The sequence below is a fragment of the Pseudomonas sp. EA_5y_Pfl2_R50 genome (genome assembly GCF_963970475.1).
Lineage (GTDB): Bacteria > Pseudomonadota > Gammaproteobacteria > Pseudomonadales > Pseudomonadaceae > Aquipseudomonas.
The window spans coordinates 177,079-196,565 of record NZ_CAXAPT010000006.1; the positions used below are offsets into that span (position 1 = coordinate 177,079).

Annotated in this window: 24 protein-coding genes; 10 read left to right on the plus strand and 14 right to left on the minus strand. The window is 60.7% G+C overall.

Annotation, left to right across the window (positions count from 1 at the left end; all coding sequences use genetic code 11):
- The first annotated feature begins 57 nt into the window (after positions 1-57).
- The 4 genes from ftsY (at position 58) to rpoH (ending at position 4,216) form a co-directional block, all read left to right on the plus strand.
- The gene (ftsY, locus tag AACY19_RS12560; RefSeq protein ID WP_339450542.1) at positions 58-1,557 is read left to right on the plus strand and encodes a signal recognition particle-docking protein FtsY; all 1,500 of its coding nucleotides are present in this window, start codon (positions 58-60) and stop codon (positions 1,555-1,557) included.
- Positions 1,554-2,225 (plus strand): cell division ATP-binding protein FtsE, encoded by a 672-nt coding sequence (ftsE, locus tag AACY19_RS12565; protein WP_003229148.1) that lies wholly within the window; start codon positions 1,554-1,556, stop codon positions 2,223-2,225. Before ftsY ends, ftsE begins: the two co-directional genes overlap by 4 nt.
- The gene (gene ftsX / locus AACY19_RS12570) at positions 2,222-3,247 is read left to right on the plus strand and encodes a permease-like cell division protein FtsX (RefSeq protein WP_339450544.1); all 1,026 of its coding nucleotides are present in this window, start codon (positions 2,222-2,224) and stop codon (positions 3,245-3,247) included. Before ftsE ends, ftsX begins: the two co-directional genes overlap by 4 nt.
- Before the next feature lie 114 nt (positions 3,248-3,361).
- Entirely contained in the window at positions 3,362-4,216 is an 855-nt protein-coding gene (rpoH, locus tag AACY19_RS12575) for an RNA polymerase sigma factor RpoH (protein WP_007913617.1), read from the plus strand.
- 210 nt (positions 4,217-4,426) lie between these two features.
- Here rpoH and mtgA read toward each other — a convergent pair whose 3' ends face one another.
- The gene (mtgA, locus tag AACY19_RS12580) at positions 4,427-5,149 is read right to left on the minus strand and encodes a monofunctional biosynthetic peptidoglycan transglycosylase (RefSeq protein ID WP_339450547.1); all 723 of its coding nucleotides are present in this window, start codon (positions 5,147-5,149) and stop codon (positions 4,427-4,429) included.
- 74 nt (positions 5,150-5,223) lie between these two features.
- Between mtgA and AACY19_RS12585 the strand changes: the two genes are divergently transcribed.
- From AACY19_RS12585 to trmB, 4 genes are all read left to right on the plus strand, one after another.
- Positions 5,224-5,604, plus strand: coding sequence for a DUF423 domain-containing protein (locus AACY19_RS12585; RefSeq protein WP_339450549.1), 381 nt, complete (start codon positions 5,224-5,226; stop codon positions 5,602-5,604).
- A 71-nt stretch (positions 5,605-5,675) separates the two neighbouring features.
- Positions 5,676-5,876, plus strand: a complete 201-nt coding sequence (gene thiS, locus AACY19_RS12590) for a sulfur carrier protein ThiS (protein WP_122604433.1) — start codon at positions 5,676-5,678, stop codon at positions 5,874-5,876.
- A gap of 60 nt (positions 5,877-5,936) precedes the next feature.
- Positions 5,937-6,731 (plus strand): thiazole synthase, encoded by a 795-nt coding sequence (locus tag AACY19_RS12595; protein ID WP_339450551.1) that lies wholly within the window; start codon positions 5,937-5,939, stop codon positions 6,729-6,731.
- Between the two features lie 9 nt (positions 6,732-6,740).
- Entirely contained in the window at positions 6,741-7,466 is a 726-nt protein-coding gene (gene trmB / locus AACY19_RS12600) for a tRNA (guanosine(46)-N7)-methyltransferase TrmB (RefSeq protein WP_064589653.1), read from the plus strand.
- Between the two features lie 131 nt (positions 7,467-7,597).
- Here trmB and AACY19_RS12605 read toward each other — a convergent pair whose 3' ends face one another.
- From AACY19_RS12605 to AACY19_RS12650, 10 genes are all read right to left on the minus strand, one after another.
- Positions 7,598-7,921 carry a DUF3392 domain-containing protein gene (locus AACY19_RS12605; protein ID WP_003229134.1) on the minus strand — a complete coding sequence of 108 codons (324 nt, stop codon included), beginning with the start codon at positions 7,919-7,921 and terminating at the stop codon, positions 7,598-7,600.
- A 20-nt stretch (positions 7,922-7,941) separates the two neighbouring features.
- Positions 7,942-9,147 (minus strand): radical SAM family heme chaperone HemW, encoded by a 1,206-nt coding sequence (gene hemW / locus AACY19_RS12610; protein ID WP_339450554.1) that lies wholly within the window; start codon positions 9,145-9,147, stop codon positions 7,942-7,944.
- Positions 9,144-9,740: an RdgB/HAM1 family non-canonical purine NTP pyrophosphatase gene (rdgB, locus tag AACY19_RS12615; RefSeq protein ID WP_339450556.1), complete on the minus strand. Its 597-nt coding sequence runs from the start codon at positions 9,738-9,740 to the stop codon at positions 9,144-9,146. The genes hemW and rdgB overlap by 4 nt, the downstream gene beginning before the upstream one ends.
- On the minus strand, positions 9,737-10,171 hold the full coding sequence (locus AACY19_RS12620) for a DUF4426 domain-containing protein (RefSeq protein ID WP_339450558.1): 435 nt from the start codon (positions 10,169-10,171) through the stop codon (positions 9,737-9,739). Before AACY19_RS12620 ends, rdgB begins: the two co-directional genes overlap by 4 nt.
- A gap of 26 nt (positions 10,172-10,197) precedes the next feature.
- Positions 10,198-10,818, minus strand: a complete 621-nt coding sequence (metW, locus tag AACY19_RS12625; RefSeq protein WP_095121520.1) for a methionine biosynthesis protein MetW — start codon at positions 10,816-10,818, stop codon at positions 10,198-10,200.
- A gap of 7 nt (positions 10,819-10,825) precedes the next feature.
- Complete coding sequence (metX, locus tag AACY19_RS12630) at positions 10,826-11,965, minus strand: homoserine O-succinyltransferase MetX (protein WP_339450564.1); 1,140 nt, start codon at positions 11,963-11,965, stop codon at positions 10,826-10,828.
- A 227-nt stretch (positions 11,966-12,192) separates the two neighbouring features.
- Positions 12,193-12,489, minus strand: coding sequence for a DUF167 domain-containing protein (locus AACY19_RS12635; protein ID WP_007913642.1), 297 nt, complete (start codon positions 12,487-12,489; stop codon positions 12,193-12,195).
- Positions 12,486-13,076 (minus strand): YggT family protein, encoded by a 591-nt coding sequence (locus AACY19_RS12640; RefSeq protein WP_339450566.1) that lies wholly within the window; start codon positions 13,074-13,076, stop codon positions 12,486-12,488. The genes AACY19_RS12635 and AACY19_RS12640 overlap by 4 nt, the downstream gene beginning before the upstream one ends.
- Positions 13,077-13,086: 10 nt before the next feature.
- A complete protein-coding gene (gene proC, locus AACY19_RS12645; RefSeq protein ID WP_339450568.1) occupies positions 13,087-13,905 on the minus strand; it encodes a pyrroline-5-carboxylate reductase in 819 nt (272 codons plus the stop codon).
- 23 nt (positions 13,906-13,928) lie between these two features.
- On the minus strand, positions 13,929-14,615 hold the full coding sequence (locus AACY19_RS12650) for a YggS family pyridoxal phosphate-dependent enzyme (RefSeq protein ID WP_339450570.1): 687 nt from the start codon (positions 14,613-14,615) through the stop codon (positions 13,929-13,931).
- 56 nt (positions 14,616-14,671) lie between these two features.
- Here AACY19_RS12650 and AACY19_RS12655 point away from each other — a divergent pair, with 56 nt between their 5' ends.
- Entirely contained in the window at positions 14,672-15,706 is a 1,035-nt protein-coding gene (locus tag AACY19_RS12655) for a type IV pilus twitching motility protein PilT (protein ID WP_339450572.1), read from the plus strand.
- A 124-nt stretch (positions 15,707-15,830) separates the two neighbouring features.
- On the opposite strand, the gene AACY19_RS12660 is transcribed toward AACY19_RS12655, so the two are convergent.
- Positions 15,831-16,448: a C40 family peptidase gene (locus tag AACY19_RS12660; protein ID WP_339450574.1), complete on the minus strand. Its 618-nt coding sequence runs from the start codon at positions 16,446-16,448 to the stop codon at positions 15,831-15,833.
- A 248-nt stretch (positions 16,449-16,696) separates the two neighbouring features.
- On the opposite strand from AACY19_RS12660, the gene AACY19_RS12665 reads away from it, so the two are divergent.
- The gene (locus tag AACY19_RS12665; RefSeq protein ID WP_339450576.1) at positions 16,697-17,128 is read left to right on the plus strand and encodes an NINE protein; all 432 of its coding nucleotides are present in this window, start codon (positions 16,697-16,699) and stop codon (positions 17,126-17,128) included.
- 84 nt (positions 17,129-17,212) lie between these two features.
- Here the strand turns inward: AACY19_RS12665 and AACY19_RS12670 are convergent, their stop codons facing one another.
- Both AACY19_RS12670 and AACY19_RS12675 read right to left on the minus strand, forming a co-directional pair.
- On the minus strand, positions 17,213-18,484 hold the full coding sequence (locus AACY19_RS12670; protein ID WP_339450577.1) for a dihydroorotase: 1,272 nt from the start codon (positions 18,482-18,484) through the stop codon (positions 17,213-17,215).
- Entirely contained in the window at positions 18,481-19,485 is a 1,005-nt protein-coding gene (locus tag AACY19_RS12675; RefSeq protein ID WP_339450580.1) for an aspartate carbamoyltransferase catalytic subunit, read from the minus strand. Before AACY19_RS12675 ends, AACY19_RS12670 begins: the two co-directional genes overlap by 4 nt.
- Positions 19,486-19,487 lie beyond the last annotated feature (2 nt).

Below are 19,487 nucleotides of genomic sequence, written 5' to 3' on the forward strand. Positions count from 1 at the left end.
TATTTATTTGCCGGGGCGCCCTTATGGCGCGTCGCTACCGTGAGATAGCCGTCCTCCATGTTTGGTTCCAACGACGACAAGAAGACCCCAGCTGCGGCTGGCGAGAAGAAAAGCCTGTTCGGATGGCTGCGTAAGAAACCGCAGGAACCCGTCGTCGAACAGCCGCCCGCGATTCCTGAACCAGCCCCTGCGCCGGCACCGGTACTAGAAGAAGAGCCGGCACCGATCGTGCTGCCGATTGCCGAACCGGTGCTGCAACCGGCGGCAGAGCCAGAACCTGAAGCCCCTGTGGCTGCCGAGTTGCCGCTGACGCCAGCGTCCGAGCCGTGGCTGACCTTGCCCGTGGCGGAAGAGCCGGTGGCATTGGTTGAAGAGGCTGCGCCACACATCACCCCGGAAATTCCTGCGCCTGCTGCGTTAGTGTCAGAGGTGACTCCGGTGCCTGAGGTTGAGCCGGTCGTCGAGCCTGCGCCGGTTGTTGCTGAGCCTGTTGCGCCGGCGTTTGTTGCTCCGGTTCCTCCGGTCGTTCAGCCGCCCGAGCCTGCACCTGTTGCGGCTACTTCAGTCGTGCCGGTTGAAGTGGTTGCCGAGACCCCTGTCGCAGCCCCACGCACCGAAGAAACCAAGGCCGGCTTCTTCGCTCGCCTCAAGCAAGGTCTGTCGAAAACCAGCGCCAGCATCGGCGAAGGCATGGCCAGTCTGTTTCTCGGCCGCAAAACCATCGACGACGATCTGCTCGATGACCTCGAAACCCGTCTGCTCACCGCTGACGTGGGTGTCGAAGCCACCACGCAGATCATCCAGCGTCTGACCCAGAAGGTCGCTCGCAAAGAGCTGGCCGATGCCGACGCGCTGTACAAATCCCTGCAGGCCGAACTGGCCGCGATGCTCAAGCCGGTCGAACAACCGCTGAAAATCGCCTCGCAGCACAAGCCGTTCGTGATTCTGGTGGTTGGCGTCAACGGCGCCGGCAAGACCACCACCATCGGCAAGCTGGCGAAGAAACTGCAGCTGGAAGGCAAGAAGGTCATGCTCGCCGCCGGTGACACCTTCCGCGCGGCCGCTGTGGAGCAATTGCAGGTCTGGGGCGAGCGCAACAAGATTCCGGTGATCGCCCAGCACACCGGCGCTGACTCGGCTTCGGTGATCTTTGACGCCGTGCAGGCTGCCAAGGCGCGCGGTATCGACGTGCTGATCGCTGACACCGCCGGTCGTCTGCACACCAAAGACAACTTGATGGAAGAACTGAAAAAGGTTCGCCGGGTGATCGGCAAGCTCGACGCCGATGCGCCGCACGAAGTGCTGCTGGTGCTCGACGCCGGTACGGGTCAGAACGCCATCAACCAGGCCAAGCAATTCAACCAGACCGTCGAACTGACCGGCCTGGCGCTGACCAAACTCGACGGCACCGCCAAGGGCGGGGTGATCTTCGCCCTGGCCAAGCAGTTCGGTCTGCCGATCCGCTACATCGGCGTCGGTGAAGGCATCGACGATTTGCGTACTTTTGAAGCCGAACCCTTTGTCCAGGCATTGTTTGCCGAGCGGGAGCGTTCATGATTCGTTTCGAACAGGTCGGTAAACGCTACCCGAACGGTCACGTCGGCTTGCATGAGCTGAGCTTTCGAGTCCGTCGTGGCGAGTTCTTGTTTGTCACCGGCCACTCCGGCGCCGGTAAATCCACCTTGTTGCGCCTGTTGCTGGCCATGGAGCGTCCGACCAGCGGCAAACTGCTGCTCGCCGGGCAAGACCTGAGCACCATCAGCAACGCGCAGATTCCGTTCCTGCGTCGGCAGATCGGCGTGGTGTTCCAGAATCACCAGTTGCTGTTTGATCGCACGGTATTCAACAACGTCGCCTTGCCGCTGCAGATTCTCGGCCTGTCCAAGGCTGAAATCGCCAAGCGTGTCGACTCGGCGCTGGAGCGTGTGGCGCTGTCGGATAAAACCGATTTGTACCCGGGCGACCTGTCCACCGGTCAGCAACAGCGCGTCGGCATCGCCCGCGCCATCGTTCACCGCCCGGCCTTGCTGCTGGCGGACGAACCGACCGGTAACCTCGACCCGCGTCTGGCGGCCGAGATCATGGGCGTGTTCGAAGACATCAACCGGCTGGGCACCAGCGTGCTGATTGCCAGTCACGACCTGGCGCTGATCGCGCGCATGCGTCACCGCATGCTGACCCTGCAACGTGGCCGATTGATCGGTGACGGGGAGGCCGGGGTATGAGTGCGACACGCAGTCCGAAGGTTTCCGAGCGCGTGGCCCCGAAGGCCGCCGATCCGCAGCCGCCGAAGAAGAAAAAACACGACGATGACGATGGCCCGGATTTCGCCACGTTATTCCATGCCTGGGTCGAAAGCCATCGCGCCAGCCTGCTCGACAGTCTGCGTCGCCTCGGCAAGCAGCCGATTGGCAGCTTCTTCACCTGCCTGGTGATGGCCGTGGCGTTAAGCTTGCCGATGGGCCTGTCGTTGTTGCTGAACAACGTCGAACGCCTTGGCGGTTCGTGGCAGCGTGCGGCGCAGATCTCGTTGTACCTGCAACTCGATGCCAGCCCGGAGCAGGGCGAATCGTTGCGTGAACAGATCAAAGGCATGCCCGGCGTAGCTGATGCTGAATATGTCGGCCGTGATCAGGCGCTGGAAGAGTTCCAGCAACAGTCCGGTCTGGGCGAAGCCCTGCGCGAACTGCCGGAGAACCCGTTGCCGGGCGTGGTGCTGGTCACTCCGAACGAAGTCGACAAGCCGACCCTGGAAGCATTAAGACAAAAACTTTCCGAGTTGCCGAAGGTACAACAGGCGCAACTTGATCTAGTCTGGGTCGAGCGTCTGGCCGCCATCCTCAAACTCGGCGATCGATTTGTCTTCGGTCTGACCGTGCTTTTGGTTTCTGCATTACTTTTGGTGATAGGCAATACCATTCGTCTTCATATTGAAAACCGCCGCACAGAGATAGAAGTGATTAAACTCGTCGGCGGCACTGACAGCTATGTGCGTCGTCCCTTCCTTTATATGGGTGCGCTGTATGGCTTTGGTGCCGGGCTGTTGTCCTGGGGTGTGTTGGCGTTCGGCCTGAACTGGTTGAACGATGCGGTGGTTGGGCTGGCCGGCTTGTACGGCAGTGATTTCGCGCTGGCCGGAGTGCCAGTAGCCGATGGTCTGTCGCTCTTGCTTGGCGCGGTGCTGTTGGGTTATATCGGTGCATGGATTGCAGTCGCACGTCATCTCAGGGAGCTGGCGCCGAAGTAGAATCTTTTTTGCGCGTGATTGGCCTTGCGGTTTTTTGGGAACTTGCTCTTGAGTTCCCGGTCAATTTTTCGCAGTGCTGAGAAGCACGAGTATGTAAGTCGGAGGTTTTTTCGTATGACCAATTCTTTGCAACCTGCGTATGCGTTGGTTCCGGGTGCGAACCTGGAAGCTTACGTGCACACCGTCAACAGCATTCCATTGCTGACGCCGGAGCAGGAGCGTGAACTGGCCGAGAGTCTCTACTATGAGCAGGATTTGGGGGCGGCTCGGCAGATGGTGCTCGCCCACCTGCGTTTTGTCGTACACATTGCCCGTAGCTATTCCGGTTACGGCCTGGCTCAGGCTGACCTGATCCAGGAAGGTAACGTCGGCCTGATGAAGGCTGTAAAACGTTTCAACCCGGAAATGGGTGTTCGACTGGTGTCGTTCGCCGTGCACTGGATCAAGGCGGAAATTCACGAGTTCATCCTGCGCAACTGGCGCATCGTGAAAGTCGCGACCACCAAGGCCCAGCGCAAGCTGTTCTTCAACCTGCGCAGCCAGAAGAAGCGTCTGGCATGGTTGAACAACGAGGAAGTCCACCGTGTGGCGGAAAGCCTCGGCGTTGAACCGCGGGAAGTGCGTGAGATGGAAAGTCGCCTGACCGGCCATGACATGGCCTTCGACCCGGCTGCTGAAGCCGACGACGACAGCGCTTTCCAGTCGCCGGCCAACTATCTGGAAGACCACCGGTACGACCCGGCGCGTCAACTGGAAGATGCTGACTGGAGCGACAATTCCAACAGCAATCTGCATGAAGCACTGGAAGTGCTGGACGAACGCAGCCGCGACATCCTCTACCAGCGCTGGCTGGCAGAAGAGAAAGCTACGCTGCACGACCTGGCGCAGAAGTACAACGTGTCGGCCGAGCGTATTCGTCAGCTCGAGAAGAGCGCGATGAACAAGCTCAAGTTGTCGATCGCTGCATAACCGGCGAGCAGGCAATAAAAAACGCCCCGATCAGCGATGATCGGGGCGTTTTTTATGCGCGTATCTTTGCTTTGGCAGCATAAGCTCCTGTGGGAGCTGGCTTGCCAGCGATGGCGTCGGGCCAGTCACGTAGATGTTTGCTGAACCACCGCTATCGCGGGCAAGCCCGCTCCCACAGGGATTTTCAGTGTCTACAAAAACAGTGACTGATCATCGAGCCCACGGCGCCCGACGCGAATCATTCAGCCCCAGCAGATAATTATCCCCACCCAACTGACTCATCTGCTGGCGAATCCACCCGGCGCGGCGCGAGACATAAGCCGTTGGATGGCTGGCACTCCATACACGTGGGTTCGGTAAAACGGCAGCAAGATAACTCGCCTGCTGGCGGGACAGTGATTTGGCGCTCACCCCAAAATGATGGCGGGCCGCCGCCTCGGCGCCGAACACTCCGTCATCCCACTCGACGCTGTTCAGGTACACCTCAAGAATCCGCTGCTTGGGCCAGAACACCTCGATCAGTGCGGTAAACCACGCCTCCAGACCTTTACGCAGATAACTACGCCCGGCCCACAGAAACAGGTTCTTCGACACCTGCTGGCTCAAGGTGCTGGCGCCGCGAATCGAGCCGCCCAGTTCGTTGTGCGCCAGTGCGGCCTGGATTGCGCTGAAGTCAAAGCCCCAATGCTCGGGAAACTTCTGGTCCTCACCGGCCATGACCGCGACTTTGAGGTCATCGGAGATCTCGTCCCACGGCTTCCACGTGCGTTGCAGGTCAATCGGTTCGCCGTCGACCCAGGATTCGATCTTGCGCTCGACCATCAGCGCCGTTCCCGGTGGCGGCACGAAGCGAAACACCAGCACCAGCAATACGCTACCGCCCGCGAACCAGAGCAGGGCCTTCATAAGACGACGGAAAATAATACGCAGCATAGAGATGGCTTGGCCGAACCGGTGGAGCGGGCCATTATACAGACCCTGCCGAACGAGTCTGACTGGAGTTCCAAATGCTGCGTGGCTTTCTGATGCTGGCCGCTTTTTTCGGTTTCACCGGGGTCGCATTGGGCGCGTTTGCCGCCCATGGCCTGAAAAACCGTCTGACGCCCGAGTATCTGGCGATTTTCCATACCGGCGTGACCTACCAATTGGTGCATACCCTGGCGCTGTTCGGCGTGGCACTGCTGGCGACTCAGATTCAGGGGCGACTGGTCACGTGGGCGGGCGTGTCGTTCACCGTGGGCATCCTGTTGTTCTCCGGCAGTCTGTACGTGCTGACCACCACCGGCATCAGCAAGCTCGGCATCATCACCCCGTTCGGTGGTCTGGCGTTTCTGATCGGCTGGCTGTGTCTGGGGCTCACCGCCTGGCGCTTGCAACCAACCGCTTGACGCTTGGTGCTGACCTTTAGGTCATGATCGGGCTAGAATGCCAGCCCCTAAAAATGATGGCGGCGTTACGCATGCGCATTCAGTTGAACGGCGAATCCCTTGAACTGCCCGACGGCGAGACCGTTGCGGCCCTGATCACTCGTCTGGAACTGACCGGACGCCGGGTGGCAGTCGAACTCAATCTGGATATCGTCCCGCGCAGCCAGCATGCCGACACCACGCTCAACGACGGCGACAACGTTGAAGTGGTTCACGCCATCGGCGGCGGCTGATTCGCTGGCCCCCACGGCCCCAGAATTCTGCAAGACCCTCACCCCTAAAGAGGATTCCCCATGAGCATCGTTCGTAGCGACAAGCCTTTCGTCCTGGCGGGTCGTACTTACCAGTCGCGTTTGCTGGTTGGTACCGGCAAGTACCGTGACATGGAAGAAACCCGTCAGGCCATCGAAGCCTCGGGTGCCGAGATTGTCACCTTCGCCGTGCGCCGCACCAACCTGGGTCAGATCGAAGGCGAACCTAATCTGCTCGACGTCCTGTCGCCGGATCGCTACACCTTCCTGCCGAACACTGCCGGTTGCTACGACGCCATCGAAGCCGTGCGCACCTGCCGCCTGGCCCGTGAGCTGCTCGACGGCCACAACCTGGTGAAGCTGGAAGTGCTGGCTGACCAGAAAACCTTGTTTCCCAACGTGATCGAAACCCTCAAGGCCGCCGAAACGCTGGTCAAGGAAGGTTTCGACGTGATGGTCTATACCAGCGATGACCCGATCATCGCCCGGCAACTGGCGGAAATCGGCTGCATCGCGGTCATGCCGCTGGCCGGCCTGATCGGTTCCGGTCTGGGTATCTGCAACCCCTACAACCTGCAGATCATCCTCGAAGAGGCCACAATTCCCGTGTTGGTCGATGCCGGTGTCGGCACCGCTTCCGACGCCACCATCGCCATGGAACTGGGCTGCGACGCGGTATTGATGAACTCCGCCATCGCTCACGCCCAGCAACCGGTGATGATGGCCCAAGCCATGCAGCACGCCATCGTCGCAGGCCGTCTGGCCTACCTCGCGGGCCGTATGCCGAAAAAACTCTATGCCAGCGCCTCTTCGCCGCTGGATGGTCTGATCAAGTAAGAGCCATTGATGACTGAATCGAACGACACGCCTATCCAGACGGAAGAAGGCGACGAGCGCCAACACCGCCGCATCAAGAGTTTCGTGATGCGCGCCGGGCGCATGACCGAAGGCCAGCAACGCGGTCTGGATCAGGGTGCGCCGCTGTACGTGCTGCCGCTGGCCGACGCGCCGGTGGACTACGATCAGGTGTTTGGCCGGTCGGCGCCGCGCTCGCTGGAGATCGGTTTCGGCATGGGCCACTCGCTGCTGGAAATGGCGGCTGCAGCACCGGATCAGGATTTCATCGGTGTTGAAGTACACCGTCCGGGTGTTGGCGCGCTGCTCAATGGCGTGCTGACCCAGGGCCTGACCAACCTGCGGGTCTACGATTGCGACGCGATCGAAGTGCTCAACCGCTGCATCGCCGATAACAGCCTCGACCGCCTGATGCTGTTCTTCCCGGACCCGTGGCACAAGAGCCGTCACCACAAGCGCCGTATCGTTCAGGCGTCGTTCGCTGAACTGGTGCGCAGCAAGTTGAAGGTCGGCGGCATTCTGCACATGGCCACCGACTGGGAACCGTATGCCGAGTACATGCTGGAAGTGATGAATGTCGCCCCGGGCTACCGCAATCTTGCCGAAGACGGTAAATGCGTACCACGCCCGGCCGAACGCCCGATCACCAAGTTTGAACGCCGCGGCGAACGTCTTGGTCATGGCGTCTGGGATCTGAAGTTCGAAAAACTGTCGTAAGCGTCACGCAATAAAAACGGTGGGAGCGAGCCTGCTCGCGAAAGCGGATGTTCATTCAACACTGATGTTGACTGACACACCGTATTCGCGAGCAGGCTCGCTCCCACAGTTGTTTTGGGGTGTTTGCGGAATCAGCGGCGGTCGGCGACGACGCCGATGAGCACCAGGACCACCAGCAGGACCGGCGCCAGGCTGTAGTTGTTGAACTGACTCAAGCCCTTGACCACCCACGGCGTGGCGTAGATCAGCGCTGCGCCGCTGCCGATCACGCACAGCAACGCCATCAGCGGCACGCGCAAGGCGCCGGCGATGCTGCCCAAGCGTTGCTCGACCCAGCCTTTGAAGTCAGCGCCAAACAGCACCAGCAGGCAGCCGACCAGCGCCAGGGCGATTTCCGAGAGGTTGCTGCGGCTCCAGCGGGAGACAGTGGCGAGCAGGTCGAGTATCAAATCCATGCGTTTTCCCTTGACTGAAGTCAGTTCAGAAATTGTTGCAGCAAGTCGTTGAGGAACAGCTGTCCGCGCTCGGTAGCCGCCAGACGTGACGGTTCGACCTGCAACAGACCGCTTTGTTCTGCCGCTGCCCGGCCTTCAGCAAGGCTTTCCAGCGACAGGCCGGTGCGTTCCGGATACAGCCGCGATTCGACGCCTGCGGTCAGGCGCAAGGCGTTCATCAGAAACTCGAACGGCATCTCGTCATTGGTCAGCGCTTTTTCGCCGGCCTGAAAGCTTTTGGCGGGGTTGAGGTAGTCCTTCGGCAGCCGCGTCTTCCAGGTGCGCAAGATGCGCCCGTCCGGGTGGCTCAGCTTGCCGTGCGCTCCCGCACCGATGCCGATGAAGTCGCCAAAACTCCAGTAATTGAGGTTATGCCGCGCCGGGCGTCCGGCCAGTGCATACGCCGACACTTCGTACTGCGCGTAACCGTGCTCGGCCAGCAGTGCCTGCCCGGCCTCTTGAATGTCCCACAGCGTGTCGTCCTCCGGCAGCACTGGCGGCTGATTCCAGAATACCGTGTTCGGCTCCAGCGTCAGCTGATACCAGGAAATGTGTGTCGGCTTCAGTTCGATGGCCTGGCGCAGATCGCTGAGGGCGTCGTCCGGCGACTGATCGGGCAAGCCGTGCATCAAGTCGAGGTTGAAGTTATCAAACCCGGCCTGCCGCGCCATGCCGGCCGCGCGCACCGCTTCGTCACCGTTGTGAATGCGCCCCAGCGCCTTGAGCTTTTCCTGCTGGAAGCTCTGGATACCAATCGACAGCCGATTGATCCCCAGCTTGCGGTACGCGACGAACTTCTCTTGCTCGAAGGTGCCCGGATTGGCTTCCAGGGTGATTTCGATGTCGTGGGCGAACGGAATGCGCTGCTCGACGCCTTCCAGCAAACGCCCAAGGGCTGCGGCGCTGAACAGGCTCGGCGTGCCGCCACCGAAAAAGATCGAACTGATTTCACGACCGTACACGGCGTGCAGATCCTGATCGAGATCGGCCAGCAGCGCATCGACGTATTCCTGCTCCGGCAGCACCGGGCTGGCGGTGTGGGAGTTGAAGTCGCAATACGGGCATTTGCGCACACACCACGGGATGTGGATGTACAGCGCCAGCGGCGGTAGCGTCGGCAGCGGCGCCCGAGGCGAAGAAGCGGCGCCGCCGACGATCAGCGACGACGCAGAAGAATCACCGGTCATTTCAAGCCCAGACGCTGGCGCAGCAGATCCATTGCTCGGGCGCGGTGGCTGATCTGGTTCTTGTCCGCCGGGCTCAGTTCGGCGCTGGACACATCGCGCTCCGGCACCCAGAACAGCGGGTCATAGCCAAAACCGTGCTCGCCGCTGGCAGCGGTCAGAATGCGCCCGTGCCACAGGCCTTCGCAGAGGATCGGCAGCGGATCGTCGGCATGTCGCACCAGCGCCAGCACGCAAACGAACTGCGCACCGCGTTCGGCTTCCGGCACGTCCTTGAGCGCATCGAGCAGTTTGGCGTTGTTTGCCGCATCGCCCTTGCCGTCGGCGTAACGTGCCGAATAGATGCCCGGCGCACCGCCGAGGAAATCAACCGCCAGACCGGAATCGTCGGCCAGCGCCGGCAGCCCGCAAATGCGCGCGGCGTTGCGCGCTTTGAGGATCGCGTTCTCGACGAAGGACAGACCGGTTTCTTCCGGCTCGACCTTGCTCCACTCGCCAATCGAGCGCAGTTGCACCGATTCGCCGAGCATGGCCTGGAGTTCTTTGAGTTTGCCGGCGTTATGGCTGGCCAGTACGAGCTGCTTGATGTTCATCATTCGCCGGGAAAGAGTTCTTGGTTGAAATTGATGATGTTGATCTTGTCGCCATGCTGCACCTTGATTTCAAAGGTGCGGGTTTCCTGTTGCTCCACCGGATACTGGGCGATGTAGTAGATCGCGCCCTGTTCGGTGATCTGGCGAAATTTCAGCGGCACGCTGTTGCTGGTCAGGTCTTTGACCGTGCCGGTGACGTTGGCGATCAACGGTTTGCCATCCTTGATCACCGAAACATTGATTACGCCCTGGTTCTTGCTGCGAGTAAGCTCGGCAGCCTTGGCGATGTCCGGTTGCAGGTACGTCGAGTTGAAAGTGTTGTAGTGCACCGTCACGTCGCCGAAGGTTTCCTTGCGTTCACCCTTGATGACGTCGGCCGCCAGGGCGCTGGCGCTCAGGCAAGCAGTCAGTAACAACATCGCTAAACGAACCATGATCGTGCTCCTCGAAATGCCGGAATTCAGACCGCGACTTTGTGGTCTGCAAGCTGCGGGCTGCTGACGCGGTAGATACCGATCTCACCCAACAGATTAGGCCATAGCTTACTGGCCCACCCGTGCCGGTGCTGTTGATCCACGGCAAGCCGATCAATGACCTTCGCATCACGTTCGCGGCAAAGTTCTTCAAAGTCTTCGAAGGTGCAGAAGTGGATGTTCGGCGTGTTGTACCAGGTATACGGCAGGAACTCGGAGACCGGCATGCGTCCCTTGCTCGCCAGATACCAGCGGCAGCGCCAGTGGCCGAAATTCGGGAAGGTAATGATGCACTGACGGCCGACGCGGAGCATTTCGTCGAGGATCTTGTCCGGGTAGTGCACGGCTTGCAGGGCCTGGGTCATGACGACGATGTCGAAACTGTTGCTGGCGAAGTTGCCCAGCCCCTTGTCCAGATCCTGCTCGATGACGTTGACGCCTTTGGCCACGCACTCGGCAATGTTGTCGGCGTCGTTTTCCAGGCCATAACCGGTGACGTTCTTGTTGTCGCGCAGCCAGGTCAGCAACTCGCCGTCACCGCAACCGAGGTCGAGGACGCGGCTGCCGGCGGGTATCCATTCCTGGATGATTTCCAGATCAGCTCTCATGGCTTTCTCACAACGTGATGCGGTTCATGTAATTGCCGAACGCCTGCAAGTAGCGAGGGATCGGAATCAGGAAGGCGTCGTGGCCCTGCGGCGCGTCGATCTCCAGATAGCTGACGTCCTTGCGCGCCGCCATCAGCGCGTCCACCAGCTCGCGCGAACGCGCCGGGGAGAAGCGCCAGTCGGTGGTGAACGACATCACACAGAACTTGGCCGTGGCATTTTCAAAGGTTTTCGCCAGGTTATCGTCGAAGTTCGCCGCCGGATCGAAGTAGTCCAGTGCCTTGGTCATCAATAGATAAGTGTTGGCGTCGAAGCGTCCGGAGAACTCTTCGCCCTGATAACGCAGGTAGCTTTCGACCTGGAACTCGACGCTGTGGAAGTCGTAGTTGAGCTTCTCGCTCTTGAGGCCGCGACCGAATTTTTCGCCCATGGAATCGTCGGACAGGTAAGTGATGTGCCCGACCATGCGCGCCAGCATCAAGCCGCGCTTGGGGATCACGCCTGCTTCCTGGAACGAACCGCCGTGGAACTCCGGGTCCGTCAGGATCGCCTGACGCGCGACCTCGTTGAAGGCGATGTTCTGCGCCGACAGCTTCGGTGCCGAGGCGATGGCCAGACAGTGACGCACGCGATCCGGATAAGTGATGGTCCATTGCAACGCTTGCATGCCGCCGAGGCTGCCGCCAATCACTGCCGCGAACTGGCCGATGCCGAGCAAGTCGGCGAGACGTGCCTGGCTGTGCACCCAGTCTTCCACGGTGAGCACCGGGAAGTCGGCGCCGAACGGTTTGCCAGTGTCGGGGTTGATGCTGCTCGGGCCGGTGGAGCCATTGCAGCCGCCAAGGTTGTTCAGGCTGACCACGAAGAATCTGTTGGTGTCGATGGGCTTGCCGGGGCCGATGCAGCTGTCCCACCAGCCGGGCTTGCGGTCGTCGACGCTGTGATAGCCGGCAGCGTGATGGTGGCCGGACAAGGCGTGGCAAATCAGCACGGCGTTGCTCGCCTGCGCGTTCAGCGTGCCGTAGGTTTCGTAGATCAGGTCATAGGCGGCCAGCGAACGGCCACAGGCCAGCGCCAGCGGTTCGCTGAAGTGCGCGGTTTGCGGCGTCACCAGACCAACAGAATCGGGGGGAAAGGCAGTTGGCATCGACCCTGCTCTCGTTGAAATGAGGCGTAAGTCTAAAGACCGGTGGGGTTAGCGGCAAGCGGCCCTCACCCTAGCCCTCTCCCAGAGGTAGAGGGGACTGACCGAGGTGTTCTTTTTAACTACGCCGACCTGATATATCCGGCTGAATTCAGGTCTTGAAAGTCACCCAAATCGGCTCCCTCTCCAGGGGGAGAGGGCTGGGGTGAGGGGGACAGACGCCGCAAAACTCAAGACAAGCGCCCAACCAACCCCGGCAAATCCGGCAACTTCTTCGGCGAGCAAATCTTCACCCGCTTCTGCCGGTTCAGCTCGCCACTGAGCAAACTGACCTGGCTCTTGGAAACCCCAAACGCCTTGGCCAGAAAGCCCATCAGATACGCATTGGCCTTGCCCTCGACCGGCGGCGCTGTCAGGCGGATCTTCAGGCGATCACCGTGCAGCCCGGCGAAGTCATCGCTGCGGGCTGCCGGTTGCAGGTGACATTCGAGGATCAAGTCGTCACCGTCCCATCGAAACCAGCTCACATCAGCAGACGGAGGATTTCCGGCATCATCGTCATCGCCGCCAGATTGTTGATCACCAGCATGTCGATCAGCTTCAGCGCGAGGAAGGCGAAGATCGGCGACAAGTCCAGACCGCCCATGCTTGGCAGGAAGCGGCGGAACGGTGCCAGTGCCGGCTCGCAGATCTGGTTGACCAGTTCAGCGCCCGGGTTGTGGCTGCCCGGTGCAACCCACGAAAGGATCACGCTGATGATCAGGGCGAAGAAGAAAATCTTCAGGAACAGCGCGGTCACGCCGATCAGCGACCAGATCAACAGTTGCAGCGGATTGCCGGTGGTGCCGTAGGTCAGCAGCAGGGTCAGCGCCATCAGTGCCAGTTGCACCAGAATCGCCAGCACCAGCGACGACATGTCGAGGCCGAACAGGCTCGGGATGATCCGGCGCAGTGGCTTGAGCAGCGGCTGGGTCGCTTTGACGATGAACTGGCACAGCGGGTTGTAGAAGTTCGCCCGCACCAGTTGCAGGACGAAGCGCAGCAGCACGATCAGCAGGTACAGACTGCCGAGGGTTTGCAGCACGTAAACCGCTGCGGTGTTCAATCCAATCATGTAAGGCTCCTTATTTGCCCAGTTGTTCGGCCATTTCGGCCGAGCGGTGCGCGGCGGCGCCGAGTGCGGTTTCGACCAGGGCTTCGAAGCCATTGGCCTGGAATGATTTGATCGCGGCTTCGGTGGTGCCGTTTGGCGAAGTGACGCGACGACGCAGTTCGGCAGCATCGACGTCGCTGGAGACGGCCATGTGTGCGGCGCCCAGCGCGGTCCGCAAGGTCAGTTGTTCGGCGATGTCTTTCGGCAGGCCGAGTTTGACGCCGGCGGCGGTCATGGCTTCGATCAGCAGGAAGAAGTACGCCGGGCCGGAACCGGACACAGCGGTCACGGCGTCCAGTTGCTGTTCTTCATTCAGCCACAGGGCGATACCGACGGCGGACAGCAGCTCTTCGGCTTGCTGGCGCTGCTCGGCGGTCACGTCCGGGGTCGCGTACAAACCGCTGACGCCCTGACGCAGCAGCGCCGGAGTGTTCGGCATGCAGCGCACGATCGGCTGCTCGCCGAGCCACGCAGTCATGCTCGCGCAAGTGATGCCCGCGGCGATGGAAACCACCAGTTGATTCGGCTTCAGGCTCGGGCGAATCGCCTCGCACACGGCTTTCATCGCCTGCGGCTTGACCGCCAGCACGATCACATCGACGCCGTCGATGGCCTGGGCGTTGTCAGCGAAGGTTTCGATGCCGTGTTCGGCACTGACCTTGGCGCGGGTTTCTTTACCGGGGTCGCTGGCGCGGATCTGCGCCGCTTCCAGACCCTTGGCGCGCAGGCCGCCGATCAGGCTGGCCGCCATGTTGCCCGCACCGATAAACGCAATACGTGTGTTGCTCATGTGTGGTCCTTATCTGGAAACGTTCAGGATTGGGAATAGTCGCGCGCGCCAAACAGGGCCGTACCGATACGCACCCAAGTGGCGCCTTGGGCAATGGCCGACTCGAGGTCGTGGCTCATGCCCATGGAAAGTGTGTCGAGCGGCAGTTCGAGGCTCGCCTGCAATTTCTGCACGGCGGCGAAGGCCGCGTCCTGCTCGGCACGATCTTCGGTTGGCTCGGGAATCGCCATCAGCCCGCGCAGTTTCAGTCGTGGCAAAGCGCTGATGGCCTTGGCCAATGCCGGCAGGTCAGCCGGTGTGCAGCCGGATTTGCTGGCCTCGCCGCTGACGTTTACCTGAATGCAGATGTTCAGCGGCGGCAGTTCGGCCGGGCGCTGTTCGGACAGACGTTGAGCGATTTTCAGGCGATCCACGGAGTGCACCCAGTCGAAATGCTCGGCAATGGCACGAGTCTTGTTCGATTGAATGGGGCCGATGAAGTGCCAGATCAAGGGCAGGTCGGCCAGTTCGAGCTGTTTGCCCAGGGCTTCCTGCAGGTAGTTCTCGCCAAAGTCGCGCAGGCCGGCGGCATACGCTTCGCGCAGTGCCTGGGCAGGTTTGGTTTTGCTCACGGCGAGCAACTGAATACTGTTTTCGTCGCGGTTCGCAGCTTTGGCTGCTGCCTGGATGCGCGAACCAACCTGAAGAATGTTGTCTGCTATCGTGGACATCAAGAGGCGCCGGCGGTCTGAAGGTTCGCGGCATTCTACTGGAATTGAGGAGCGCTATGGATATCACTGAACTGCTGGCCTTCAGCGCCAAACAGGGAGCTTCCGACCTGCACCTGTCCGCCGGTCTGCCGCCGATGATTCGTGTGGATGGCGATGTGCGACGGATCAATCTGCCGCCGCTGGATCACAAGCAAGTGCACGAACTGATCTACGACATCATGAACGACACCCAGCGGGTCGACTTCGAGAAACATCTGGAAACCGACTTTTCCTTCGAAGTCCCCGGTGTCGCGCGCTTTCGGGTCAACGCCTTCAACCAGAACCGTGGTGCCGGTGCGGTGTTTCGTACCATCCCGTCGAAAGTGCTGAGCATGGAAGACCTCGGCATGGGCGATGTCTTTCGCAAGATTACCGATGCGCCGCGCGGGCTGGTCCTGGTCACCGGGCCGACCGGTTCCGGCAAGTCGACCACGCTGGCGGCGATGATCGATTACCTCAACACCCATCGCCATCACCACATTCTGACCATCGAAGACCCCATCGAATTCGTCCACGAATCGCGCAAATGCCTGATCAATCAGCGTGAAGTCCATCGCGATACCCGCAGTTTCGCCACCGCACTGCGATCGGCGTTGCGCGAAGACCCGGACGTGATCCTGGTGGGTGAAATGCGCGATCTGGAAACCATTCGCCTGGCCCTGACCGCTGCCGAGACCGGGCACTTGGTGTTCGGCACGCTGCACACCACTTCGGCGGCGAAAACCATTGACCGCGTGGTCGACGTGTTCCCCGGTGACGAGAAGTCGATGGTGCGTTCGATGCTGTCGGAGTCGTTGCTGGCAGTGGTGTCGCAGACGCTGATCAAGAAGACCGGCGGCGGGCGGGTGGCCGCGCACGAGATCATGTTGGGCACGTCGGCGATCCGTAACCTGATCCGTGAGGACAAGGTGGCGCAGATGTATTCAGCGATTCAGACCGGTGGGTCGTTGGGGATGCAGACACTGGACATGTGCCTGAAGGAGCTGGTGACCAAGGGCTTGATCAGCCGCGAGCATGCGCGGGAGAAGGCGCGTACACCGGATAATTTCTGAGGGGGCGTTGTGTTGCGATTAACGGCCCCTTCGCGAGCAAGCCCGCTCCCACAGGGGATTGTGTGGGAGCGGGCTTGCTCGCGAAGGCTTCAGTGCTGGCGATGCAGCCTGAGGATCAGTCAGCTCAACGCTGAACCACGCGCATCTGGCTCTGTTCTTTGGGCAACACACGCTTGGCAACAACGTAATGCTGTTTCCAGTAGGGCTTGTTCAGCGTGTCGATGCTCACCGCTTTGCCACGACGCGGGGCGTGGATGAAGCGGTCGTTGCCCAGGTAGATGGCAACGTGGTTGACCCGACGGCTCTTGATGTTGAAGAAAATCAGGTCGCCCGGTTTCAGGTCCTTGCGCTCGACTTTCTCGCCGTGACCGCTGGCCATGGCGTTCGAAGTGCGTGGCAGGTCGAAGGTGGCGTCGTTGAACGCGTATTTCACCAGACCGCTGCAATCGAAACCTTTACTTGGGCTGCTGCCGCCCCAACGATAAGGCGTACCGAGGACGTTCACCGCACGGCTGAGGACGTTGCTGCTTTCCTTGCTCGCCATCGGTGGCACCAGCTTGCTGTGGCCCTTGCTGCTCAGCGTGGTGGTTTTGCTTTTGCTGCTTTTGCTCGATGGAGCCGAAGCATGGGATTTAGGGGTAAAGCCGTTAACGTTAGGAAGACGTTGCTCACGATTGGTGGCGTGGGCGGCCAGTGGCATTAACAGGCAGATGGTTAGCCATGTCTTGAAAAATGGTCGCATTAGGCGTGGCTCTTCAGTGATAGCGCGCAACTTTATAACAGAGTTTTTTTTCATTCCGAGGCCGTTGGTCGATTCACTTGGCTGCCAACGGAACCAAATAAGCGGCAAATGGACGCAATTGTCGGACACAAGTCAGGTGTTATAAGGCTTTGACGGTAGCAACGGTAACATTTGCCATACGTCGGCTACCTGTAAAAAAGTCACAAAGAATTCAAGAATATTTATCTATCGAGTGATTCGAGGTCTTCATGAACCCCTATCGACAATTTGTTGAACAGCAGGATACGCACAGCAAGATCATCGGCTACCTGCTGTGGATTTTTGGCTTTACCGGTGCTCATCGCTTCTATTACGGCAAACCGGTGACCGGAACGATCTGGTTTTTCACCTTCGGTTTGCTGGGCATTGGCTGGTTGATCGACGTGTTCCTGATCCCGGCAATGGATCGCGAGGCGGACCTGCGTTTTAACGCCGGGCCTCTCGAATACAACGTAGCGTGGATTCTGCTGACGTTTCTGGGGGTGTTCGGCGTACACCGTATGTATCAGGGCAAGTGGATCAGCGGACTGCTGTATCTGCTGACGGGCGGGTTGTTCTTTCTTGGCGTGCTGTATGACTTCTGGACGCTGAACGATCAGGTGTCGTTGCGCAACGCCCAGAACAGAGGTGCTTTCCAGTAAGTCTTCGCGAGCAAGCCCGCTCCCACAGGATTCGCGGTGATCCTTGTGGGCGCGGGCTTGCTCGCGAATGCAGGCGACGGGGTATCAAGCCTGGTGGCTGATCCGCCCATCCACCAAGGTGTAGCGAACCACACCCGGCAGACTGTGCCCGATGAACGGGCAGTTCTCACCCTTCGACAGCCAGTTCTCACCCGCCACCGTCGAAGCCTTCGGATCGAACAGGACGATATCCGCCGCACCGCCCACCGCCAGTTTGCCCGCCGGCAGGCGCAGCGCCTCAGCCGGGCCTGCACTCAGGCGCGCAAGCAGAGTTGGCAGATCCAGTAACCCGTCCTCAACCAGCGTCATCGCCAATGGCAGCAGCAGTTCAACGCTGCTGATGCCCGGCTCGGTTGCGCCGAACGGTGCCAGTTTGGCGTCGCGTTCATGCGGCTGGTGATGGCTGGAAATCGCCGAAACCACGCCGGACTTCACCGCTTCGCGCAGGCCGTCGCGATCTGCACGGGTGCGCAGCGGTGGTTGCACGTGATAGAGGCTGCTGAAGTCGATCAGCGCATCGTCAGTCAGAATCAGCTGATACAACGCGACATCCGCCGTCACCTTCAAACCTCGGGCCTGAGCCTGAGCAATCAGGGCAACGCCGCGCGCGCTGGTCAACTGGCTGAAGTGGGCGCGCACGCCGGTCTGTTCGACCAGCAACAGATCCCGGGCCAATGCCACGGTTTCAGCGGTTTCCGGAATGCCCGGCAGACCAAGGAAACTGGCGACAGCACCTTCATGAGCCAGGCCACCTTCGGCCAGATCATGATCCTGCGAGTTGAAAATCACCGTCAGGTCGAAAGTCGCCGCGTATTCCAGCGCCCGGCACAGCGTGCGAGTGTTGCGGAAGCTTTCCAGACCGTTGCCGAACGCCACGCAACCCGCGTCGCGCAGCGCCACCAGTTCCGCCAGTTGCTCTCCGTCCAGACCTTTGCTCAGCGCGCCAATCGGGAACACCTTGGTGTTGCCGGCTTCGCGGGCGCGGTCGAGGATCAGTTCGGCGACGGCAGAGGTGTCGAGCACCGGTTTGGTTTTCGGTGGGCAGCACAGGCTGGTCACGCCGCCGGCAGCCGCTGCACGGGTTTCGCTGATGATCGAGCCTTTGCGGCTGTAACCCGGCTCGCGCAGGGCGACGTTCAGATCAACGAGGCCAGGCGCGGCGACAAGGCCTTGGGCATCAATGGTTTCCACTGCGCTGAAACCGGCCGGGGCCGCGCCGAGGGCGACGATCTTGCAGGCTTCAACGTGAATGTCGGTGACTTGATCCAGGCCGCTGCTTGGATCGATGACGCGTGCGCCGAGAATGCTGAGCTTCACTGGGCGTTCTCCTGCTCGAATTGACGCTGTGCGGTTTGCCCGCTCATGGCCATGGACAGCACGGCCATACGAATCGCGATGCCGTAGGTCACCTGGTTGAGGATCACCGAGTGCGGGCCGTCGGCCACCGCTGACTCGATTTCCACGCCCCGGTTGATCGGCCCCGGGTGCATGACGATGCAATCCGGTTTGGCCCCGGCCAGACGCGCGGTGGTCAGGCCGAACAAGCGATAGAACTCGCCCTCGCTCGGCAGCAGGCCACCGGTCATGCGTTCACGCTGCAGGCGCAGCATGATGACCACGTCGACGTCTTTCAGGCCCTCGGTCATGTCGGTGTAAACCTTCACGCCGTATTGCTCGATGCCGATCGGCAGCAGGGTTTTCGGCGCGATCACGCGGATGTCCGGGCAACCGAGGGTTTTCAGCGCGAGCATGTTCGAGCGTGCGACCCGCGAGTGCAGGATGTCGCCGACGATGGCCACCGAGAGGTTTTCGAAACCGCCCTTGTGTCGACGGATGGTGAGCATGTCGAGCATGCCCTGCGTCGGGTGCGCGTGCCGGCCGTCACCGCCGTTGATGATCGCCACTTGCGGGCAGACATGTTCGGCGATGAAGTGCGCGGCGCCGGAATCACCGTGGCGCACGACGAACATGTCGGCCGCCATGGCTTCGAGGTTGCGCAGGGTGTCGAGCAGGGTTTCACCTTTACTCGCCGACGAGGTCGACACGTTCAGGGTGATCACGTCCGCCGACAGCCGCTGGGCCGCGAGTTCGAAGGTGGTGCGGGTGCGTGTCGAGTTCTCGAAGAACACGTTGCACACGGTCTTGCCGCGCAGCAACGGGACCTTCTTCACCGCCCGGGCACCGACTTCGAGGAACGAGTCGGCAGTGTCGAGGATTTCCGTCAGCAACTCGTGGCGCAGGCCGTCGAGCGAGAGGAAGTGGCGCAGCTGGCCCTGATCATTGAGCTGCAGCGGGCGCTTGGTATCTAGAGGCGTCATCG